This is a genomic window from Nocardia sp. CC201C (assembly GCF_030010695.1).
Taxonomy (GTDB): Bacteria; Actinomycetota; Actinomycetes; order Mycobacteriales; family Mycobacteriaceae; genus Nocardia; species Nocardia otitidiscaviarum.
On sequence record NZ_JASCXP010000006.1, the window covers coordinates 1 to 19,684 of the forward strand.

The 19,684-nt window shown below is 68.8% G+C and carries 20 protein-coding genes; 9 read left to right on the forward strand and 11 right to left on the reverse strand.

The genetic code is table 11. The features are described 5' to 3' along the window. Window positions 1-51 precede the first annotated feature (51 nt). Window positions 52-1,416, forward strand: coding sequence for an MFS transporter (locus tag QK444_RS01365; RefSeq protein WP_282776244.1), 1,365 nt, complete (start codon window positions 52-54; stop codon window positions 1,414-1,416). Between the two features lie 4 nt (window positions 1,417-1,420). Here QK444_RS01365 and QK444_RS01370 read toward each other — a convergent pair whose 3' ends face one another. Beyond that, complete coding sequence (locus QK444_RS01370) at window positions 1,421-2,029, reverse strand: TetR family transcriptional regulator (protein WP_349239504.1); 609 nt, start codon at window positions 2,027-2,029, stop codon at window positions 1,421-1,423. Window positions 2,030-2,239: 210 nt separating this feature from the next. On the opposite strand from QK444_RS01370, the gene QK444_RS01375 reads away from it, so the two are divergent. The 3 genes from QK444_RS01375 to QK444_RS01385 are packed head-to-tail and all read left to right on the forward strand — an operon-like array spanning window position 2,240 to window position 4,822. Further along, window positions 2,240-3,316, forward strand: a complete 1,077-nt coding sequence (locus tag QK444_RS01375) for a ferredoxin reductase (protein ID WP_282776246.1) — start codon at window positions 2,240-2,242, stop codon at window positions 3,314-3,316. A gap of 15 nt (window positions 3,317-3,331) precedes the next feature. Further along, window positions 3,332-4,480, forward strand: a complete 1,149-nt coding sequence (locus QK444_RS01380) for an acyl-CoA desaturase (RefSeq protein WP_282776248.1) — start codon at window positions 3,332-3,334, stop codon at window positions 4,478-4,480. Continuing rightward, entirely contained in the window at window positions 4,481-4,822 is a 342-nt protein-coding gene (locus QK444_RS01385; protein WP_282776250.1) for a hypothetical protein, read from the forward strand. A gap of 183 nt (window positions 4,823-5,005) precedes the next feature. On the opposite strand, the gene QK444_RS01390 is transcribed toward QK444_RS01385, so the two are convergent. Beyond that, window positions 5,006-5,728 (reverse strand): DUF4254 domain-containing protein, encoded by a 723-nt coding sequence (locus tag QK444_RS01390; protein WP_282776251.1) that lies wholly within the window; start codon window positions 5,726-5,728, stop codon window positions 5,006-5,008. 459 nt (window positions 5,729-6,187) lie between these two features. On the opposite strand from QK444_RS01390, the gene QK444_RS01395 reads away from it, so the two are divergent. Then, on the forward strand, window positions 6,188-6,508 hold the full coding sequence (locus tag QK444_RS01395; protein WP_143984285.1) for a hypothetical protein: 321 nt from the start codon (window positions 6,188-6,190) through the stop codon (window positions 6,506-6,508). A gap of 349 nt (window positions 6,509-6,857) precedes the next feature. Here the strand turns inward: QK444_RS01395 and QK444_RS01400 are convergent, their stop codons facing one another. From QK444_RS01400 to QK444_RS01430, 7 genes are all read right to left on the reverse strand, one after another. After that, entirely contained in the window at window positions 6,858-7,418 is a 561-nt protein-coding gene (locus QK444_RS01400; RefSeq protein ID WP_029926863.1) for an ATP/GTP-binding protein, read from the reverse strand. 22 nt (window positions 7,419-7,440) lie between these two features. Continuing rightward, window positions 7,441-7,875, reverse strand: coding sequence for a DUF742 domain-containing protein (locus QK444_RS01405; RefSeq protein WP_282776253.1), 435 nt, complete (start codon window positions 7,873-7,875; stop codon window positions 7,441-7,443). Beyond that, window positions 7,872-8,300 (reverse strand): roadblock/LC7 domain-containing protein, encoded by a 429-nt coding sequence (locus QK444_RS01410; RefSeq protein ID WP_039811017.1) that lies wholly within the window; start codon window positions 8,298-8,300, stop codon window positions 7,872-7,874. Before QK444_RS01410 ends, QK444_RS01405 begins: the two co-directional genes overlap by 4 nt. Beyond that, complete coding sequence (locus QK444_RS01415; protein ID WP_282776256.1) at window positions 8,297-10,651, reverse strand: ATP-binding protein; 2,355 nt, start codon at window positions 10,649-10,651, stop codon at window positions 8,297-8,299. The genes QK444_RS01410 and QK444_RS01415 overlap by 4 nt, the downstream gene beginning before the upstream one ends. Before the next feature lie 189 nt (window positions 10,652-10,840). After that, window positions 10,841-11,827, reverse strand: a complete 987-nt coding sequence (locus QK444_RS01420; protein WP_282776258.1) for an ATP-binding cassette domain-containing protein — start codon at window positions 11,825-11,827, stop codon at window positions 10,841-10,843. Then, window positions 11,824-12,636, reverse strand: coding sequence for an ABC-2 family transporter protein (locus tag QK444_RS01425; protein WP_282776260.1), 813 nt, complete (start codon window positions 12,634-12,636; stop codon window positions 11,824-11,826). The genes QK444_RS01420 and QK444_RS01425 overlap by 4 nt, the downstream gene beginning before the upstream one ends. Further along, window positions 12,629-13,432, reverse strand: coding sequence for an ABC-2 family transporter protein (locus QK444_RS01430; protein ID WP_282776263.1), 804 nt, complete (start codon window positions 13,430-13,432; stop codon window positions 12,629-12,631). Before QK444_RS01430 ends, QK444_RS01425 begins: the two co-directional genes overlap by 8 nt. A gap of 146 nt (window positions 13,433-13,578) precedes the next feature. Between QK444_RS01430 and ectB the strand changes: the two genes are divergently transcribed. After that, window positions 13,579-14,841 carry a diaminobutyrate--2-oxoglutarate transaminase gene (ectB, locus tag QK444_RS01435; RefSeq protein WP_282776265.1) on the forward strand — a complete coding sequence of 421 codons (1,263 nt, stop codon included), beginning with the start codon at window positions 13,579-13,581 and terminating at the stop codon, window positions 14,839-14,841. Between the two features lie 149 nt (window positions 14,842-14,990). Here ectB and QK444_RS01440 read toward each other — a convergent pair whose 3' ends face one another. After that, window positions 14,991-16,271 (reverse strand): oxygenase MpaB family protein, encoded by a 1,281-nt coding sequence (locus tag QK444_RS01440; RefSeq protein ID WP_282776267.1) that lies wholly within the window; start codon window positions 16,269-16,271, stop codon window positions 14,991-14,993. 62 nt (window positions 16,272-16,333) lie between these two features. On the opposite strand from QK444_RS01440, the gene QK444_RS01445 reads away from it, so the two are divergent. Beyond that, entirely contained in the window at window positions 16,334-16,945 is a 612-nt protein-coding gene (locus QK444_RS01445; protein WP_282776269.1) for a TetR/AcrR family transcriptional regulator, read from the forward strand. 70 nt (window positions 16,946-17,015) lie between these two features. Next, a complete protein-coding gene (locus QK444_RS01450) occupies window positions 17,016-18,440 on the forward strand; it encodes a DUF1254 domain-containing protein (protein WP_282776270.1) in 1,425 nt (474 codons plus the stop codon). Between the two features lie 4 nt (window positions 18,441-18,444). Here QK444_RS01450 and QK444_RS01455 read toward each other — a convergent pair whose 3' ends face one another. Continuing rightward, window positions 18,445-18,786 carry a hypothetical protein gene (locus tag QK444_RS01455; protein WP_282776271.1) on the reverse strand — a complete coding sequence of 114 codons (342 nt, stop codon included), beginning with the start codon at window positions 18,784-18,786 and terminating at the stop codon, window positions 18,445-18,447. A 132-nt stretch (window positions 18,787-18,918) separates the two neighbouring features. Between QK444_RS01455 and QK444_RS01460 the strand changes: the two genes are divergently transcribed. Continuing rightward, a complete protein-coding gene (locus QK444_RS01460; RefSeq protein ID WP_282776273.1) occupies window positions 18,919-19,599 on the forward strand; it encodes a TetR/AcrR family transcriptional regulator in 681 nt (226 codons plus the stop codon). Window positions 19,600-19,684: the final 85 nt, after the last annotated feature.

Here is a 19,684-nt window from a genome sequence, read left to right on the forward strand (position 1 = left end):
CGGTGGCGTGTTTCCCGCCGCCGTTTCCGATTCGTCGCATACCCTGCGCTGATGGCGGAGGTTTCGGGTCAGGCGACGGTCGGGCAGGCCAGTGGTCGCGGGCAGGTGGTCGCGTGGGGGCTGTGGGACTGGGGTTCGGCGGCGTTCAATGCCGTGATCCTCACCTTCGTATTCTCGGTGTACCTCACCGACAAGGTGGGCGAGAATCTGCCCGGTGACATCTCGGCGAGCGCCTGGCTGGGGTGGGCGCTGGGAGCGGCGGGTCTGGTGGTGGCCCTCACCGCGCCCGTGAGCGGCCAGTGGTTCGACGCCACCGCCAAACGCAAACTCTCCCTGGCGATTCTGACCGGGCTGACCGTGCTGAGCATGTCGCTCATGTTCTTCGTGCGCGACGACTACCACTACCTGTGGCTGGGTCTGGTGCTGCTGGCCTTCGGCTCGGCCTTCTTCGAACTCGCGAACGTCCCCTACAACGCCATGCTGCGCCAGGTCTCCACGCCCGCCACGGTGGGCCGCGTCTCCGGATTCGGCTGGGCCATGGGCTATTTCGGCGGCATCCTGCTGCTGCTCATCTGCTATTTCGGTTTCATCAGCGGTGACGGCGATTTCCGCGGCCTGTTCGGCGTCCCCACCGATACCGGCCTGAACATCCGGCTGGTGGCGGTGCTGGCGGCCGTCTGGTTCGCCGCCTTCGCCCTGCCGGTGCTGTTCCTGGTTCCGGAGCTGCCGCGCACCGACGCCGATCCCGGTGCGGCCGTGCGGGTTCGGACCGGCGGCAGGCTGACCGGCTGGTGGCGCGCCCTGCTCACCTCGTACCGGGTGCTGTGGCGAGACCTGCGTGAACTCTGGCGCGTCGACCGCCGCACGGTCGGTTTCCTGCTGGCCAGCGCGGTCTTCCGCGACGGCCTGGCGGGTGTCTTCACCTTCGGCGCGGTCCTGGCCGTGAACGTCTACGGCATCGCCGACGCCGACGTGCTGCTGTTCGGCATCGCCGCGAACGTGGTCGCCGCCCTCGGCGCCGTCGTCGCGGGCCGTTTCGACGACCGCGTCGGCCCCAAATCCGTCATCGTGGTGTCACTGGTGTCCATGATCATCTGCGGCACCGCGCTACTCGCGGTCTCCGGCCCCCTCATGTTCTGGATCTTCGGCCTCCTGCTCACCGTCTTCGTCGGCCCCGCCCAAGCCTCCGCCCGCTCCTTCCTGGCCCGCCTCGCCCCACCCGGCCGCGAAGGCCAGATGTTCGGCCTCTACACCACCACCGGCCGAGCCGTATCCTTCCTCGCCCCCACCCTTTTCGGCCTCTTCGCCTACGCCTTCGACGCCGACCGCGCGGGCATAGTCGGCCTGCTGCTGGTGCTGGTAGCGGGCCTACTGGCCCTTCTGCCGGTGCGCGCCCCCGCGCTGCGCGCCGACTGACGGCTCACGGGCGCCAGGCGCTCATGCCGAGGGAGATCAGTCGGACCTGGCGGACGGCGGTGTCGATCAGGTGGGTGTGGTCGTGGGGGGCGGCGGTGATGTAGTCGGCTATGCGGGCGGCGACGGTGGAGACGATGAGGTCGGCGGCCAGTTCGAGGTCGTCGTGGGACCAGGCGTCGAGGGCGCGGATGCGGGAGAGGTCGACCACCAGTTCGCGGACTATGAGCTGTAGTTCGACGGAGATGGCGCCGCGCAGGGCCGCGGAACCGCCGTGGCGTTCGCGGAGCAGGAAGCCGTAGAGATCTTCCTTGCCGTCGACTTGCTCGAAGACGAAGCGGACGGTCTCGGCCAGGCGGGCGTCGGGGGTGCGGCGCAGTTCCCGCAGGGCCAGGCGGAGTTCGCGGACGCCCTGATCCACCAGGGTGGCGCCGAGTTCGTCGAGGGAGGTGAAGTGCCGGTAGAAGGCGGTCGGCACGATGCCCGCGGAGCGGGCGATCTCGCGCAGGCTCAGGGCGGCGAACCCGCGGTCGGCGGCGAGAGCGAGGGTGCCTTCGAGGAGCGCGGCGCGGGTGCGTTCCTTGCGTTCGACTCGGGTAGCTGCCTGCTCGCTCACGTCGATGAGCATACATGCGTTCACATTCAGTTCCTTCACGAGATGTCGCGTGGGTCACACGAACTGCTGGTTGCACTCGAGGCCGGGTACTCGGCAGACTAGTTCAGTGTACAGATGTGCACCGAAAAGCTGGCGAGCTAGTGCTCCCGGTGCACCGCAAGATCGACGGGGCGCGCCGAGGCGAACTCGGCGACGCGACAGGAGGCCCGCATGGTTGGACTGCTCGAACTGGTGCAGACGCTCACCAGCCCGCACCCGCTGGACCGCTACCTCGAGCTGGTGCGCCCGACCTTGACCGTGCGCGATATGCGCGCCGAGATCACCCACGTGCGCCGTCATCCGGGGCCGGGCAGCGCGGAGGGCTCGGTGACCCTGACCCTGCGCCCCACCCGGCAGTGGACCGGACACCTGGCGGGGCAGTACGTGCAGATCGGCGTGGTCATCGACGGCGTGCGCCACACCCGCTGCTACTCGCCGGTGAATACGCAGAGCCGCCGCGACCGGCATATCGAACTCACCGTCAAGGCCCACCCGAACGGCCTCGTCTCCCAGTACCTCAACGCGCACGCCATCCCCGGCATGGTGGTGGACCTGTCCCCGGCGGCGGGAGTGTTCCATCTGCCCGACCCGCGCCCGGACCGCATCGTGCTCATCAGCGGTGGCAGCGGCATCACCCCCGTGCTGTCCATGCTGCGCACCCTGGCGGCCGAGAGCTACGCCGGCCAGGTCGTCTTCCTGCATTACAACCGTGCTCCGGAAATGGTGCCGCACCGCGCCGAACTCGACGCCATCGCCATGCAGCACGGCAATGTGCGCATCGAGCTGCTGTATCCGGAACGCGATCCGGGGCACCGCTTCTCCTACGACCAGCTGGAGGAGTTCGCCCCCTGGTTCGCCGACGCCGAGACCTACCTGTGCGGCCCGCCCGCGCTCATGAACGCGGTGCGCACCGTCTACGAGGCCGAGCAACTGGCCGACCACCTGCACAGCGAGGAGTTCACGCTAACGGTGGCCCCGGCCGATCCGGAGACCGCCGAGGGCGAGGTCACCTTCTCCGGCAGCGGCGTCACCGCCGCCAATTCCGGCGCGACCCTGCTCGAGCAGGCCGAGGCCGCCGGACTCACGCCCGAATACGGCTGCCGCATGGGGATCTGCTTCTCCTGCACGGCGGTCAAGACCAGCGGGTGCACCCGCAATCTGCGCACCGGGGAGCTCGACAGCGACCCGGATCAGCCCATCCAGCTCTGCATCAACGCCCCGGTCGGGGACGTTGACATCGCCATCTGAAAAGGAGGGTTCATCATGGCGATTCTGACCGAAACCACCGCGGGACCCCTGGTCCTGTCCGCCGAGCAGGTCGAGGAGATCGGCCGCGAACTCGACGAGTTGCGCGCCCGTGTCGTCGCCGACCTGGGCGAGCGCGACCGCGAATACATCTACACGATCATCAAAGCGCAGCGCGGCTTCGAGATCGCCGGGCGCGGCCTGATGTACCTGGGCTTCCTGCCGCCGTTCTGGCTGGCGGGCGTGGCCGCCCTGGGCGTGTCCAAGATCCTCGACAATATGGAGATCGGCCACAACGTCATGCACGGCCAGTACGACTGGATGCGTGAACCGGGCCTGAACTCGCGGGTGTTCGAGTGGGATACGGTCTGCCCCGCCGACCAGTGGAAGCACTCGCACAACTACATGCACCACACTTTCACCAATATCCACGACATGGACCGGGATATCGGGTACGGCATCCTTCGTATCGACGAGGGCCAGAAGTGGAACCCCTACTACCTGGGCAACCCCATTTACGCGTTCTGGCTGATGGTGCTGTTCGAGTGGGGCGTCATGCTGCACGACCTCGAGGCCGAGAACATCGTGCAGGGTAAGCGCAAGTGGTCGGATATCAAGCCGCTGCTGATCGGACAGTGGCGCAAGTCCGGGCGGCAGGTGCTCAAGGACTACATCGTGTTCCCGGCGCTGACCGGGCCGCTGTTCCTGTCCACGCTGGCGGGCAACGCGGCCGCCAATCTGATCCGCAACGTCTGGGCCTTCTCGATCATCTTCTGCGGGCACTTCCCCTCCGGCGTACAGACGTTCACCAAGGAGGAGACCGCTGAGGAGACGCGCGGTGAGTGGTACGTCCGGCAGATGCTGGGTTCGGCCAATATCACCGGCGGCAAGCTGTTCCACATCATGTCGGGCAACCTGTCGCACCAGATCGAGCACCACCTGTTCCCGGATCTGCCCGCCAACCGCTACCCGGAGATCGCGCCCCAGGTCCGCGCGCTGTGCGAGAAGTACGGCCTGCCGTACAACGCCGGTCGGCTCGGCAAGCAGATCGGCTCGGTGTGGGCGAAGCTGTTCAAGCTGGCACTGCCGGACTTCCTCGTCAAGAAGTCGCCGCAGCCGGGTGTTATCGTCATGCGGCGGGGGAAGCCGAGCGAAGTGGGCGTTTAGATGATCGGAAAATTCGAGAGCAACAAGGATCTGATCCAGGAATTGACGTCGTCGGGCGCGAAGCACGTCGGCAATATCGCGAACATCATCACCGGCACCGTGGCCGAGGTGACCCGCGAGATCGGCGACTGGATCACCGACGCCATCGAGATGCGTGAGGCCGCCGCGGCCGCCGCCCGGGACGCCGAGGCACAGCGTGCCGCGGAGGGTGATGCGGCGGGCAGCGTCGATGGTCTCGACGATGACGCGGATATTGCTGCGCCGCAAGATGTTTCGCCCAAGCGTTCCCCTTCCGGGGACGTCATCGACGCCGAGGTCGTGGTCGAACCTCGCCAGTACTGACCGTCATTACGCCGGGCAATCGGGGTCCTGTCGGCGCGGGGGTGGCAGCCGGATGCCCCCACGCCGACCGGTGGTGGGCGGGCCGCCGCGGCCGGTTCACCGAGGCCGAGCCGGGGTGCGTCCCGGTGCACCGCCCGGCGACGCGCCGCGTCCCCGGACCCTGCGGCCGATCATCCGCGCAGGTCACCACACGGGCAGCCGACGCCGGTGCTCGGCCACGTCGGTGATCAGATCCCGGTAGCCGTCGGCCAGCTCGGCCAGGCGGTACCAAAGTAGATGTGTTTCCCGGTCGACGCCGCGCCTGCCATTGCGCCGCGCGGCGTCGTCGCCGTTCTTGGCGATGTGTTCCCGGCCGGTGCCAGTGCCTCGTGCGGAATCGTCGGCACCGCCGCGTGGGCCGTCGCCGGTGTGGACCGGTGGCCCGTCACCTCGATGGGGTCCGATGCGTGGGCGGGGGCGGCCGTCGGCCGTGGGGGGCCGGGCGGAACTGCTGGGCATGCCCAAAGCCTGTTGTGCCGCAACCCATTTCGCCGCCATTCGATCGATGACCGCGCCCAGGGTCTCGGTGTGCAGCGAGGCTCCGCTGCGATGCGCGATATTGGCGGCCACCCAGGTGTCGATGCGTTCGACGAGTTCCGAGCGGCGGGCGTCGATGTTCTCCACGACCTGGCTGCAGTGCGCGACGCGGCGCGGGGTGGCCCCGCTGGCGTGCGCGGACTGCTGCGCCTGGTGTCGGCGTTCGTGGCATTGCACCAGCTCATGGGCGGCGTCGAGGACGTCGCGGTCCGGGCGGTCGGTGGCGACCGGTTCGCGGAAGGCCCGCAGGAGGGTGGCCGGTGCGGGTAGTCGCGCCCCGGACATCGGCAGTTCTTCCCCGAAAACCGCTGCGCCGTAGTCGGTTGTCATACTTCCACCCTCGACTGTCTGTGGTGTTGGATGCGCCAGGGCCGAGGGGGTTTCGGGGAGGGGCTCCCCTCGGCTCCGGCGCAGCCCCGTATGCCGGAACGCACAGCCCACCACTCAAACGACACGGTGAAGAAACCGGGAAATCCGCGACGATGCGATGAGAAGACTGTCCGAAATACGGGACATATCCAGGTTGGCGCGACTGTCGGAGACGCGCAACCAGTGGGCGTGCGATTCGCCGAAGCTGCCGGGGAATCGTTATACACCATTACAGGACGGTCACACACGGGGTGCGGTTCGAGGCGATTCGACACCTGAGCGCCCGGCTTGCCGGCGCGGGTGCACCCGCGCGCCGGGACCGTCGGCGCATGCGACCCGGTGATCGTCAGGCGCATCGATGGCAATCCGCAGGGCGTGGCGACCGGGCCGGACGGGTTCGCGGGGATAGCCTCGATATTCGTGCCAGCATACGTGTCCTCACCGGAGCTGACCTTCGGTTTCATGTTCGCACTGGAAGACCCGGAGCGAATCGCGGAAGTGGTGCGCACGCTCATGGTTCGCCGGACCGTGTCGGTGTTCCGGCTCGCGCACCTGTCCACCGACAACGGCCCGCCGGAGCGCTACGTCGTCAACTGGGCCGCCATCCCGCAGATCTCCATCACCACCGCCGCACCCGAACCGGACGAGTTGCGTACCTCGGCGACGATGCTGGTCAACGCCTTCCTGGGGGAGGACGGCGAGGTGAGTCTGTATTCGGCCGGGGCGCAGCCTCCGCGATAGGCGCGCACCGGCTTTCGTTACGGTGACACTACCCACAACGGGACTCAGCGATCTCTCAGCTACCAGCCAGTGCGCTGTAAGTCTGCGTCGGCAGTGTGGTCACGTCCACGGCGGGAAATCCTCGCCGGGGGCGCCATACGACAGAGAGGTTGATTCCATGATCCCGGTTATCATCGACACCGGTAGCGCCGCCCTGAACGGTCTGTTCAGCACCGGTTCGGCCGCGCTGCACGGCATTCTGAGCACCCTCTGGACGGGTTCCTTCGGCGGCTGATACCGCCCGCGAAGGGTTTTCGGGCTACCGCCCCGGATGCGAGCGCATCCGGGGCGGTCTTCGTGTGGGCGGTGTTCATCCTGCCAGCGCGGGCGCGCGGCGGCGCAGCAGGACCTGCTCCAGCAGCGCGACCAGCACCGCCTGCACCGATTTCCGGTCGCGCGCATCGCAATCCATGAGATGGATGGCCGGATCGATTTCCAGCGCCTCGCGTACCTCGTCGAGTTCGAACCGCTGCCCGGCGTCGAATCGGTTGACCGCCACCACGAATGGGGTGCGCCGCCGTTCGAAGAAGTCGAGCACCGGATAGCAGTCCTCGATCCGGTCGGTGTCCACCAGCACGACGCCGCCCAGGGCGCCGTCGAGCAGATCGTCCCAGAGGAATTCGAAGCGCTCCTGGCCGGGCGTGCCGAACAGGTACAGCACCAAGGATCGGTCCAGGGTGAGGCGGCCGAAGTCGAGCGCCACCGTGGTGGTGGTCTTGCCGGTGTCGCGGCCGGGAGTGTCCACGCCCACCGAGACCTCGGTCATGGCGGCCTCGGTGGCCAGCGGCTCGATCTCGGAGATGGCCCCGATGAAGGTGGTCTTGCCGACCCCGAAACCGCCGCTCACGACGATCTTCACGGAGGAGGCCAGGGCGGGTGCGGCGGTGACGTGCTCAGAGTGCCCGGACAAGGTCCCGGATCCTTTCGATGGCGGCGGTGGACAGTTCATCGGCCCCGTTGACCGATACGTGGCCCGCGCTCACCAGATCGCTGACCAGCACGCGGGCGACGCCGACCGGAACCCGCAGGGCCGCGCCGATTTCGGCGATGGAGTGGGTGTGCTGACACAGCCGCACCACGCGTTCGAGTTCGAAGCGCAGCGGGGCGGACAGCGCGGCGGGGGTGGCGCGAACCAGGGTCTCCAGGCGCAGACCGTCCATCAGCGGGGTGGTGCGGCCCGAGGTCACCATGAACGGTCGCACCACGAGTTCGTCGGCGGGGTCGGGGCGGAGTTGGCTGTCGCGCGGGGCGGTGGTGGGCCGAGCCCAGCCCGCGGGCTGGTTCAGCGTGATCATGCGGGGGTCCGGGAGCCGTTGCCGATCGTTCATCGCGACAGCGACTCTCTCAGTTCGGTGATGAGCGCCGGGGTGAGCAGCGCTCCGGCGCGGTCGGCCAGCACCGCCATCTGGTAGCCGACCAGTCCGACATCGCAGGTGTTGTCGGCGATGACGCCGACGCTGCTGCCGTCGGCCATGGCGGAGACGAGCAGGAAGCCCCGGCCCATCTCGATCATGATGAGCCGGAGCCCGTCGAAATCGTAACTGCGGGAGGCGCTTCGGCTCAGACTGGTGAGTCCGGAGACAATGGCGGCGAGCCGGTCGGCGCCGGTGCGGTCCAGTCCGGCCGACATGGCCATGAGCAGTCCGTCCGAGGACACCGCGACGGCGTCGCGCACCCCGTCGGTGGTGCGGACGAAGTCGGCGAGCAGCCAGTTGAAGGTGTGCGGATCGGTCTCGGTGTAGTGGGTGGTCACCTGCGGTCCTCCTGGGTGTTCGACGCGCCGCGCTGATGCCCGGCACGAAATCCGGCGAGGATGCCGCGCACCTCGTCGGGGGAGCGTTGTGCGAGCGCGGCGCTGGGCTGCCGAGTCGGCGCGGGGTGCCCGCTCTCCGCCGCACCGGTGTGCCCCCGAGCCTTCCGGTTCCGCTTGACGAGCCCGTTTCGAGTGCGTTGCACCTCCGTGCCGTTCGCTTCGTCCGCAATCCGAGAAGCGTTGCCCGGCAGGGGGTTCGTCACCTCCACTGCCGGGGACGGGCCCGCTGTCCGATCGGTCGGTGCGTGGTCGAGTGGGAACGACTGCCGCTCGCAGGTGGCCGCGCCGTCCGAGTCCCGTGTCACGCTGATCTCTTGGGGCGCAGTGTCTTTCGCCGTCAGTGCGGGTTGCTCCGCGCGCTGGTCCACCACCAGATCCGGTGGCAGCAGCAGTCGCGCCACCACGCCGCTGACCGGCGAGATGGTGAGCTCCACCTGCACGCCGAGGCGGCGGGCGAGGCGGCCGACCACGTAGTGGCCGAGGAAGCGGGTGGGGGCGACCAGGAAGTCGGCCTCGCCGCGCAGCCGGGCATTGGCGATGGCGAGCTGGTCGGGCGACATGCCGACGCCGTGGTCGACGATGGCGATCAGGTAGCGCTGGCCGGTCCGCCGCCCGTAGATCTCCACCTCCAGATCCGGTGGGGAGAAGGACAATCCGTTCTCGATGAGTTCGGCGAGCATATGCGCCACCTCGCTGACCGCCGAGCCGACGACGGCGATCTCGTCCACCCGCCGCAGCACCACCCGTCGGTAGTCGTCCACCTCGGACAGCCCGGCCCGGATCACATCGCTGAGTGGAATGGGCTCCGACCAGCGCCGCGGGCTGGCCTCCCCGACCAGTACGAGCAGGCTTTCGGCATTGCGGCGCATGCGCGTGGCCAGATGGTCGAGTTCGAACAGATTGGACAGTGCGGTGGGATCCAGTTCCGCCCGCTCGAATTCACTGATCAGCCCGAGCTGGCGGCGCACCAGATTCTGATTGCGCCGTCCCAGGTTCGCCAGGGATTCGGTCGTATTGCGCCGCAGCAGCGCCTGTTCCGAGGCCAGGTCGAAGGCGGTGGTCTGGACGCGGTCGAGAGCCTGTGCCACCGAGACGATTTCCTCGCCCGCCCCGGCACTGACCCGTACCGGTGGCGGCGGCGCGGGGTCCGCGTCCGCGTCCCGGTGCCAGGCCGCGATGAGTTCCGGCAGCCGGTGACCCGCCACGTCGTCGGCTTCCGACGCCAGTCGCGCCAGCGGCCGCACGATGGAGCGCACGGTCGCCACCACCAGCGCCACCAGTGCCAGCACGGCCAGCAGCGCCGCGAGCACGTACCCGCCGAGCAGCAGCGCGGCCCGGTCCCGCAGCGTGTCGGCGCGAGCGCGGATATCGGCTCCGACCGACTGCTGCACCTCGTGTTCGAGGTCGACGACGGCCGTCATCTGCCGCCACCAGTCGGCGGTGCTCACCGGTTCCAGCAGCGGTCCCGCGGTGGACGCGATAGCGACGGCCTCGGCAGCGCCGGCACCGACCGCGTCCTCGGAACGCATGGCGGCGATGAGCAGGGCGCGCTGCTCGGGAGTGGCGTCGCGGTCGAAGGCGGTGATCGCGGCCTGTTTGGCGGCCCGGATATCGAGGAACCGCACGTATTCGCCCGGTTCGAAGCCGCCCGCGGCGAAGACGCCGTGCAGGAACCCGCGCTCCTGTCCGGTGTATTCCTTGGCGTCGCCGAGTGCGTACAGCGCCTGGAGGCCGTGCCACAGGTCGGTTTCCCCGGCCTTGTCGAGTCCGGGCCGGGCCCGGTTCAGTGCGGTGATGGCACCGGTGTAGAACTGGAAGGAGGCCGAGCGGTCGATGCGGCGGGCGTCGACGTCGGCGCGGTTGGCGCTCAATCCGGCCACGTGCGTGAGTGCCGAACGCACCTGGTCGGTACCGGCGGGCTGCGCGGCCACGGCGCGTTCGAGCGCCAGCAGGGCGTTATCGGTGGCGGCGCGCTGCTGCTCCACCACCGGCCGCAGCGAATCGTCGCCGCCCTGAAGTCCATTGGTGAGGCCGCGCTCGCGCTGCGCCTCGTGGACCAGATCCTGGACCGCCAGGGCGAGGGTGACCGCCCGTACGGTCGACCCGGTGTCGCGGTAGGCCGCGACCTCCCGGGAGATGATGATCGCGAGCAGTCCGAGCACCATCGCCACCGAGACCAGCAGGATGCGCCGCAGCCGGGCGCGGATCGTGCGCGGGCGTACCAATGCCGTTGCCAGCGCGCGCTTTCCGCTACCGTTCGGCAGCAATGCCGTAGGTCGGAATAACACCATTCGACTCCTGCTCGATCGGTTACCGTGTCGAGGACGGCATGTCACATGCGCACACGATCCTGCTCGCGCGGGATGTGGAGTTCGGGTCCGGCGGGAAACAACGAGATGTCCATCGGCTCACCGCCGTGTCGGCGGTACGCGAGAGCCGCGGCGGTCCGGCCGGTCGCCGCGGGCGGTATCGCGGAATTGTTACGAACCGAGCGGTTTCGCGCTGGATTCGTAGATGCGCCGCACCACATCCTCGATATCGGGTTCCTCCAGCGACAGGTCACGCACCTGGGTGCGGGCCGAGATGGCGGCCAGCAGCTCCGCGGCCGTGGTGCGCTCGGAGTCGAACGCGAACCGCTGCCGCAGCCCCGCGCCCTCGCTGTCGAGCAGTTTCGCGCCCGGCAGGTCGGTGAGTTCGGCGCAGGGCTCGATCAGGTCCACGGTCAGCACCCGCTGCGCCCCGACGGTGGCGGCCAGTCCGGTCAGCGAGCCGTCGTAGACGAGACGGCCGCGGTCGACCACCAGGACGCGCTCGCACAGTCGCTCGATATCGCCCATATCGTGGGTGGTGAGCAGCAGCGTGGTGCCGCGCCGGGTGCGTTCGTAGCGCAGGAATTCGCGCAAACGCTGTTTGGACAGCACATCCAGGCCGATGGTCGGCTCGTCGAGAATGACCAGCTCGGGCGAGTGCAGCAGGGCCGCGGCGACTTCCGCGCGCATGCGTTGCCCTAGGGAGAGCTGCCGTACCGGAGTGTCCAGGGTCTCGGCCATCTCCAGCTGCTCCACGAGTTCGTCCAGGCGTCGCCGCGCCGCCGACTCGGGCAGCCGGTGGATGGCCGCGAGAATCGAGAAGGATTCGCGCAGCGGCAGATCCCACCACAGCTGGGAGCGCTGCCCGAACACCACCCCGATCCGGGCGGCCAGTTCCCGCCGCTGCCGGACCGGATCGAGCCCGCAGGTGCGCACCGTCCCGGACGAGGGCACCAGAATGCCGGTGATCATCTTGATGGTGGTCGACTTCCCGGCTCCGTTCGCGCCGATATAGCCGACCGCGGCGCCCGGTTCGACGCGAAAGCTCATGGCGTCCACCGCCGTCAGCTCCTCGCGTCGTCGCCGCCAGCGTCCCTGGCGGCGGTGCAGGACGAAAGTCCTGGTCAGTTCCTCGATATCGATGATCTGTCCGGTCATCCGCCGCCTCCCTGGTAGTGCCTGGTCCCCAGCCGCCACAGTCCCAGCGCCGCCGCCCACACCCAGATCGCCGCCAGCGGCGCGCCCCAGGCCAGCCAGGACGGCAGCATGGGCGGGCCGGGGAGCTCCAGCAGTGCGATGGTCGGCAGATAGGAGGTGAAGGCCACGGGCACCAGGAATCCGAAGATGAGTTTCATCGGTGTGGGGAACACCGAGGTCGGTTGCATCGAGGCGTAGGAACCGCCGTAGGTGAAGGAGTTGGTGAGCTCCGCGCCGTCGATCAGATAGAACTGGAGCCCCGCCGCGCAGACGAACAAACCCGCGAAGATCGCGATCCCGGACAGCAGGGTCAGGGCGAACAACGCGAGATGCGATGGGGTCCAGTCGATGTCGTTGTGGGCTATGCCGAGGCCGAGGATCGTCACCGCCACCGCGAGGCGGGCGATGCGGCGCAGCGCGATATCGCTGGTGGCCAATTGCAGCAGCAGCGGCTGCGGGCGCAGATAGAAGGCGTCCAGCTGTCCCATGCGGATGTAGTTCGGCAGCGTGTCGAGATGTCCCACCAGCATGTCCGCCACCGTGAAGGCGGTATTGCTCAGGCCGAACAGCAGCAGCATGGCGGTGAGGTCGAGCCCGCCGAGCCGCGGCACGTTGGCGAAGATCACGTACATCTCCGCGAATTCGACGAGGCCGATGAGGAGCGCGCTGCACAGGTCCAGCCCGAACGACAGCGGGTAGGCGCGTTGCGCGCGCAGCCGGGATGCGAGCACGGCCCGATAGGGGGCCAGCCGCGAGGGCGCCTCACCCACCCTGCACCTCCAGCTTGCGCTGTCCGGCGCGCAGCACCAGCTGCCCGGCGGCCAGCAGCGCGAACAGCCAGCAGAGCTGCGCTCCGACCAGTCCCACCGCGTGCCAGCCGACGGTGCGCCCGGAGAGCACGTCGATGGGCCATTGCAGCATGGACGGGAACGGCGTGCAGTAGGCCAGGATGCGCAGCCACTCCGGGAACAGGTGGACCGGTGCGAAGAGTCCGGCCAGGAAGGTGCCGAGGATCATGTGCAGCGTCCGCAGTCCGCGCGTCTCGACCACCCAGAATCCGGCCAGGCATACGGTGAACAGCGACAGGAAGGATACGGCGATGGCCAGGACCAGGCTGATCGCGCCGAGCAGGTAGGGCCCCGGCGTGGCGGGCACGGCGAGTCCGAAGGTGAGCGCGCCGATGAGCACGCTGGGCAGCCCGCGCGGCAGCAGGGTGTAGACGGCGCGTCCGCAGTATTCCGCCAGGTGCGCCAGCTGGATGTCGATGGGTCGCAGGAAGTCGATGGCCACATCGCCGGACTTGATGCGCTCCACGATATTCGGCACGCCCCAGAATGCGATGGCGCCCAGCAGTCCCTGTGACAGCCAGGTGTAGGCGCCGATGGTGCCCTGGTCGTAGCCGCCGAATTCACTGCCGCTGTTTACGGCGGTCATCAGCACGGCGGCGCGGACGAAGCCGAAGACCACATTGGTGATCAGGCCCGCGACCATGGCCGATCGGTAATAGGACTGTCGGCGGAATCCCGCTCGGACCAGCTGCCAGTAGATCCCTACGTCAGCACGCACAAGATGTCGACAGTATGGTGGCCGCGCCGCTGGCGCAAAGGATTTATTCCGGCCACCCCGCCGGGATTCGGCGAAAACGGTCCGGTCCGCCACCTCGCAGTGATAGAAACAGTCACGTTTCACTTTGCCGCACTGCGAGGACGCCCATGACCACCGCCGAGACGACCGTGTTCGAGACGCTCGAATCAAATGTGCGCGGCTACTGCCGGTGCTGGCCGACGGTCTTCGCGACCGCCCGGGGCGCCTGGCTGACCGATGAGAGCGGCAAGGACTACCTCGACTTCTTCGCCGGGGCGGGCGCGCTCAACTACGGGCACAACAATCCGATCCTGAAGCAGGCGCTCATCGACTACCTGCTCGCGGACGGGGTCACGCACAGCCTCGACATGTCCACCGCGGCCAAGCGGGGACTGCTGGAAGCCCTGCGCGAGGTGGTCCTCGACCCGCGCGAGCTGGACTACAAGGTGCAGTTCCCGGGCCCGACCGGAGCCAATGCGGTGGAGGCGGCGCTCAAACTGGCCCGCAAGATCACCGGCCGCGGCACCGTCCTGAACTTCACCAATGCCTTCCACGGCATGACCCTGGGCGCGCTCGCGGTGACCGGCAATGCCGCCAAGCGAGCGGGCGCGGGCGTGCCGCTGGTGCACGCCACCCCCATGCCCTACGACGGCTACCTCGGTGCGGCAGACGATTTCGCCTGGATGCGCCGCGCGCTCGACGACTCGTCCTCGGGCCTGGACCGCCCCGCCGCGGTCATCGTGGAAACCGTGCAGGGCGAGGGCGGGGTGAACGTGGCGCGCCCCGAATGGCTGCGCCAGTTGGCCGACCTGTGCTCCGATCGCGGCATCCTGCTCATCGTCGACGATGTGCAGATGGGTTGCGGGCGTACCGGACCGTTCTTCTCCTTCGAGGTCGCGGGTATCACTCCCGATATCGTGACGCTCTCGAAATCCATTGGCGGATACGGACTTCCCATGGCGCTGGTGCTCATGAAACGAGAGCTCGACCAGTGGACGCCCGGCGAGCACAACGGCACTTTCCGCGGTAACAACGCCGCCTTCGTGACGGGTGCCGCGGCGCTGCGGCACTACTGGTCCGACGGCGCGCTGGAAGCCGCGACCCTGGCCAAGGGGGAGCGGGTGCGCGCCGGGCTCACCGCCCTGGCCGCGCATTTCGACGGCGTGTCCACGCGCGGCCGCGGCCTCGTGCACGGGCTGGTCTTCGCGGAAGCCTCCGAGGCCGCCAAGGTCAGCCAGATCGCCTTCGAGATGGGACTGCTGGTGGAGACTTCCGGATCCGAGGACGAAGTGGTGAAATTGCTCCCACCGCTGACGATTACGGACGAGGAGCTCGACCACGGCCTGGACCTGCTGGGCCGGGCGCTGGACACCGTGCGCCACGCCCACTGACCCCGCGCCATCCGGCGCGTAGACGTCGGCCCACCGCCCACACCGGTGTGTCGACAGGGGGCCGGGCTCCCAGCTGCGGAGGGAGCCCGGCTTCACCCTGTGCCGAGCCGATCGCATGCGCGTCACCGTCGACGCGTGCGCCACCGGGCTCAGCGCCGGAATTCCTCGACCGGCTCGAATTCGGCCGCGCGGTCCCCGACCTCGTTGCGGTACCACTGCTCCCGCCGGTGGCGCTGCACGCGGTCGGCGACGGCATCCAGTCCGGGGATGGTGCGCCGCAGGGTTTCCGCGCCGAAGATGAGCGGGGCCTGGACGATGGGGTGCAGCACCCAGGGGAAGCGGCGCGGCATGGAGTGGCGCGCGTAGGTGGACGGCAGCAGCCAGACGCCCGTGTAGCCGATCTGCATCCGATAGTTGATCTCGTCGCGTAGTCGTTTGCGCCACGGCGTACCGGGTTTCGGTTCGAAGGCGGGCAGATACGACTCCACCAGTTCCGCGCCGTCCACGCCCGCGGTGTGTGCGCGTTTGACGAAGGCCGCGAACATGAGCCGCACCGATTCCCGGAAGTCCCGCGGGTACCACGGCGGCTGCACACCGAGCAGATGTCCCACGTATCGCCAGAAGTGCAGTGTCGCTTCGATTTCGCGCACCGTGGTCTGGTGTCCGATGCTCCACAGCGCCAGACCGGGCACCACGCTGCCGCCCATCAGGGTCAGCGTCGCGTCACCCACGCTGATCGGCACGCCCCAGGCGTCGTAGTCCCATTCCGGTCGGGCCATGAGCTTGCGGCGGATGAATACGTGCATGATCCGGACCCGCATGGCGGTCTGCCGTCCCCGAGCGCCGGGGTCGAGCCCGCCGGGTTCGGATACGTCGATCCAGAATCGCACGGTCTCGAGCTGCCGCTTGTGCGCCCGGTCGCCCGCGTAGCCGCCGGTGTAGGACAGCGGTTTGGCGATGGAGCTCTCCGAATACATCTCCAGTGTGCTGGTGGTGGCGAAGCTGAATACCGAAGTGCCCCACCGTCGGAACACCCGCGCGCCCTGGGCGACCAGTTCCGGGTCCAGCCAGTCCGGCGGCGTCTCGAACTCCTCGAACAGCCGGATGAGGGAGGGCGGTGCGTCGGGCACCGAATCCACGCCGTACTCCAGGGCGCGGTCGAGCATGGCCCGGCCCGCCTTCGGGCCGGGCTCACCCAGGTACACCTCGTCCACGAACGCCTCGGCCACCGGGTCGGCCTGGTAATACGCCTCCCCGAAGGCGCGCACCAGGTCCTCCGCGGGTTGCGGGTCGAATCGGAAGACGGTGCGGAACATGCGGCGCGCCTGCTGCACCCGAGGATCGGCGAGCCGGTCCCAGTAGCGGAATTCGGTGGGGATCTTGCCTGCCGCGGCGGTATCGAGCGTCGCGGGCACCTTCTCGCGGACCATGTCAGCAGCGTAAAATGAGCTGATGCTCAGGTTCTACTCACTTTTCACGCCGAACCGGTTCCATGGCTGAAACCGGCAATCACCGGCGTAAACGTCCGACGCAGGAGCGGGCCCGGGAGTCCCGCGAGCGCATCGTCGCGACCGCGGCTCGACTTTTCGCCGAACGCGGTATCGCCGACACCTCCACCAATCGGATCGCCGCCGGCGCCAATATGAGCATCGGCACGCTCTACCGCTACTTCACCGACAAACACGAGATCGTGGAGGTGCTGCGGGCCCGGCTGCTCGCGGAACTGGAGGAGCGGTTCACCGCGGCCGTACTCGACGGCATGGGTCTGTCCCCACGGGATTCGGTGGCCACCAGCCTGCGCGCCATCGTCGCGGTGCTGGCCGAGCGGGAGCCACTGGTGCGCGCGCTCACCGCCGACGCGACGGTGGACGGCGCGGGCTTCGGCGGCCTGGAACGCCGCCTGCTGCTGCTCACCCGCGCCTACCTGCTCCAGCAGCTGGGGCCGCTGCCCGAGCACGATCTGGACGTCCGCGCCTTCGTCATGGCCAATGCGGGCCTGGCCGCGGCCCTGCGCATCGGCCTGAAACCGCCGCCGGAGCTCGACCGCGACCGGCTCATCGACGAGACCGCGGAGATGATCGGCGGCTGGGTCAGCCGTTCCTGATCCGTTGCACAGGCGCTTCACCCGAATCGGGTGAAGGGGCGAAGGTGCGGCGGGGTGAGAATGGGAGGCCATGAACGGCGAACTCGATCGGTTGTCGACGCGCGTCTCGCGCCGCACCGCCCTCGGGCTGGCCGCCGCGGCCGGTATCACCCTGGCCGCCTGCGGACGTTCCGACGATGGCACGGGTGCGACGTCGACCGACGCCGCCGATCTTCGGGGAATCGCCGCCGACGCCTACGTCTTCGGCTACCCGCTGGTGCTCATGGACGCCACCCGCGCCGCGTTCGAGGCCATCGTCCCGACGAATCGCTTCCTGCACGCCGACAGCCTGCCCACCCCGGCCCGTCGCGATCTGGTGCGCGTCAATATCGACACGCTGTACTCCATCTCCTGGCTGGATCTGGCCGCGGGGCCGATCGTGCTGCGGGTGCCCGCGGTGGAATCGGGCCGGTTCTGGGTGATGCAGTTCCTGGACGCCTGGACCAATACCGTGCACAGTCCGGGCAGCATCCGGCCGCGGGTGGGACCCGACGCGCCCGGACCGCCCTATACGTACGTGGTCACCGGACCGGGGTGGGCGGGAGACCTGCCCGACGACGCCGTACGCCTGGAGATGCCGACGCCCATGGTGTGGCTGATCGGCCGCATCCAGGTCGACGGCGTCGCGGACGTGCCCGCGGTGCGGGCCCGTCAACGCGAGTTGGTGCTGGTGCCACTCGGTGACTGGCTGGCCGGGCGGCCCGCCCCCGAGGGAACGGTCAAACCCGTCGAGACCACGACCCCGCCCGCCTTCCGGGTCGGCAGCATGGATGCGAACAGCTTCTTCACCCGCCTGTGCGCGCTCATGGCCGTGAATCCGCCCGCGCCGGAGGACGCACCCGCCCTGGCGCGTTTCGCGCGGATCGGCATCCGGCCCGGGGGAGCGGTCACCGGGATCTCCGCCGCCGACCTCGCCGCGGGGGTGGCCACCGCCCGGCGGCAGCTCCCGACCTACACCGATCCGGATACCACGGTCGCCAACGGCTGGGAGTACTCCACCGAACTCGGCGACTACGGCACCGACTACCGGTTGCGCGCCCGGGTGGCCCAGCAGGGGCTGGGCGCGAATCTGCCCGAGCATGCGATCTATCCGAATCTGGACGGGCTGGCCGACACCGACGGCACGCCCAACCGCTACCGGCTGCGCTTCCCGCCGGACCAGATCCCGCCCGTGGACGCCTTCTGGTCGATCACCGCCTACGACGGCGACGGCTTCCTGATCCCGCATCCCTCGGGCGTGCACTCGGTCGGCCATCATATTCCGCCGGTGCCGAATCCGGACGGGTCGCTGGAGATCGCGGTTCAGTACGAGCATCCCGGATCCGCTGTCCCGCCGGGCAATTGGCTGCCCATTCCGGACGCGGGGCCGTTCTCGCTGACCATGCGCCTGTACGCGCCGCAACCGAGTGTGCTGCGCGGCGAGTGGCGGCCGCCCGCCCTGGAACCCGCGCCGTGACCGGTCAGTTGGTCTGGATGCCCGTGGCGATCTTCACCACGACCTGATCCGGCGTGACCTCCTGCACGGAGACGTTCATGCCGTCTGCGGGCTGCGTCTCCCCGGCCGGCACCGACACCTCCTGTCCGGCCACCTTCAACGTCACCAGATTGCCGTTCACGGCAACGAGTTCCGCCTCCACCCCCAGCACGCTGGCCTTGGCGTTCACACCCCGGTCGAAGGTGATGGTGCAGCCGCTGACCTGGCACTCGGTCTTGGATCCGGGGCCCTCCGAGGTGCAGGCGGCCACGCCGAGCGGGGTCAACACGACACAGGCGGACAGGGCGATCAGACGTCGAATGCGCACGCGGTCAGTGTAGAGCGAAACCTCGCCTCCCCGGGGCGGGAGCCGCCACCCGGGTGGCCCGGAATCCGCCACCGGGGCGATAGGGTTGCCCGGAGTTGACCGCCCGCCGAGCCGTCGTGGAGGAGTGCGCCGATGCCGAAGGGATCCCGCCGGGCGTACCGCACCGGCCTGTCGCGCGCGGTGATCGTCGATGCCGCACTGGCATTGACGGCCGAGCGCGGGCTGGACGGCTGGAGTATGCGGGAGCTGACCGGCCGGTTGGACACCTCGCTCTCGGTGATCTACCACCATGTCGGCGACCGGGGCAAGGTGTGCGCCGCGGTGGTGGACCGCGTGTACGCGGACATGGGCTTGACCTTCGACGATACCGATTGGCGCGCAGGGCTGTACGCGGAGCTGTCGGCCATGATCGATCAGCTGTCGCGGTATCCGGGGGTGGCCGCCTGGCTGCTGCGCAACGGTCCGCAGACCGAGGGGTTGCTGCCCATGGTCGACGCGGGGCTGACCCGCATGATCGAGGCGGGCTGGGGCGAGGAGGCGGCCCCGGCGTACACCGTCGCCTTCAACACCTGCCTCGGGTTGATCTCCATCGGTGACCAACGCGAGGACGAGGGATTCGGCCTCGCTGGGCTGGAGCGGTTGCTCGCCGCGCATCCGTCGACCGGGGTGGAGCGGATGCGGCGCATGATGGCGGGGTTCGTCACGGCTCCCGAGGGCGTGGCGGCGGCGCGGCGGGAGTACTGCCGCTACGCGCTGGATCGCGTGCTGGACGGGTTGGAAGCGCGCCTGCGACAGATCGTCGAGGCCGGTTAGCCGCGCTGTGCCGGCGATCGCTTGTCATTGTCGGGATGCTCGGTACACTCCAAATTAGAACAGTGATCTAATTTGTGGAGGGGTC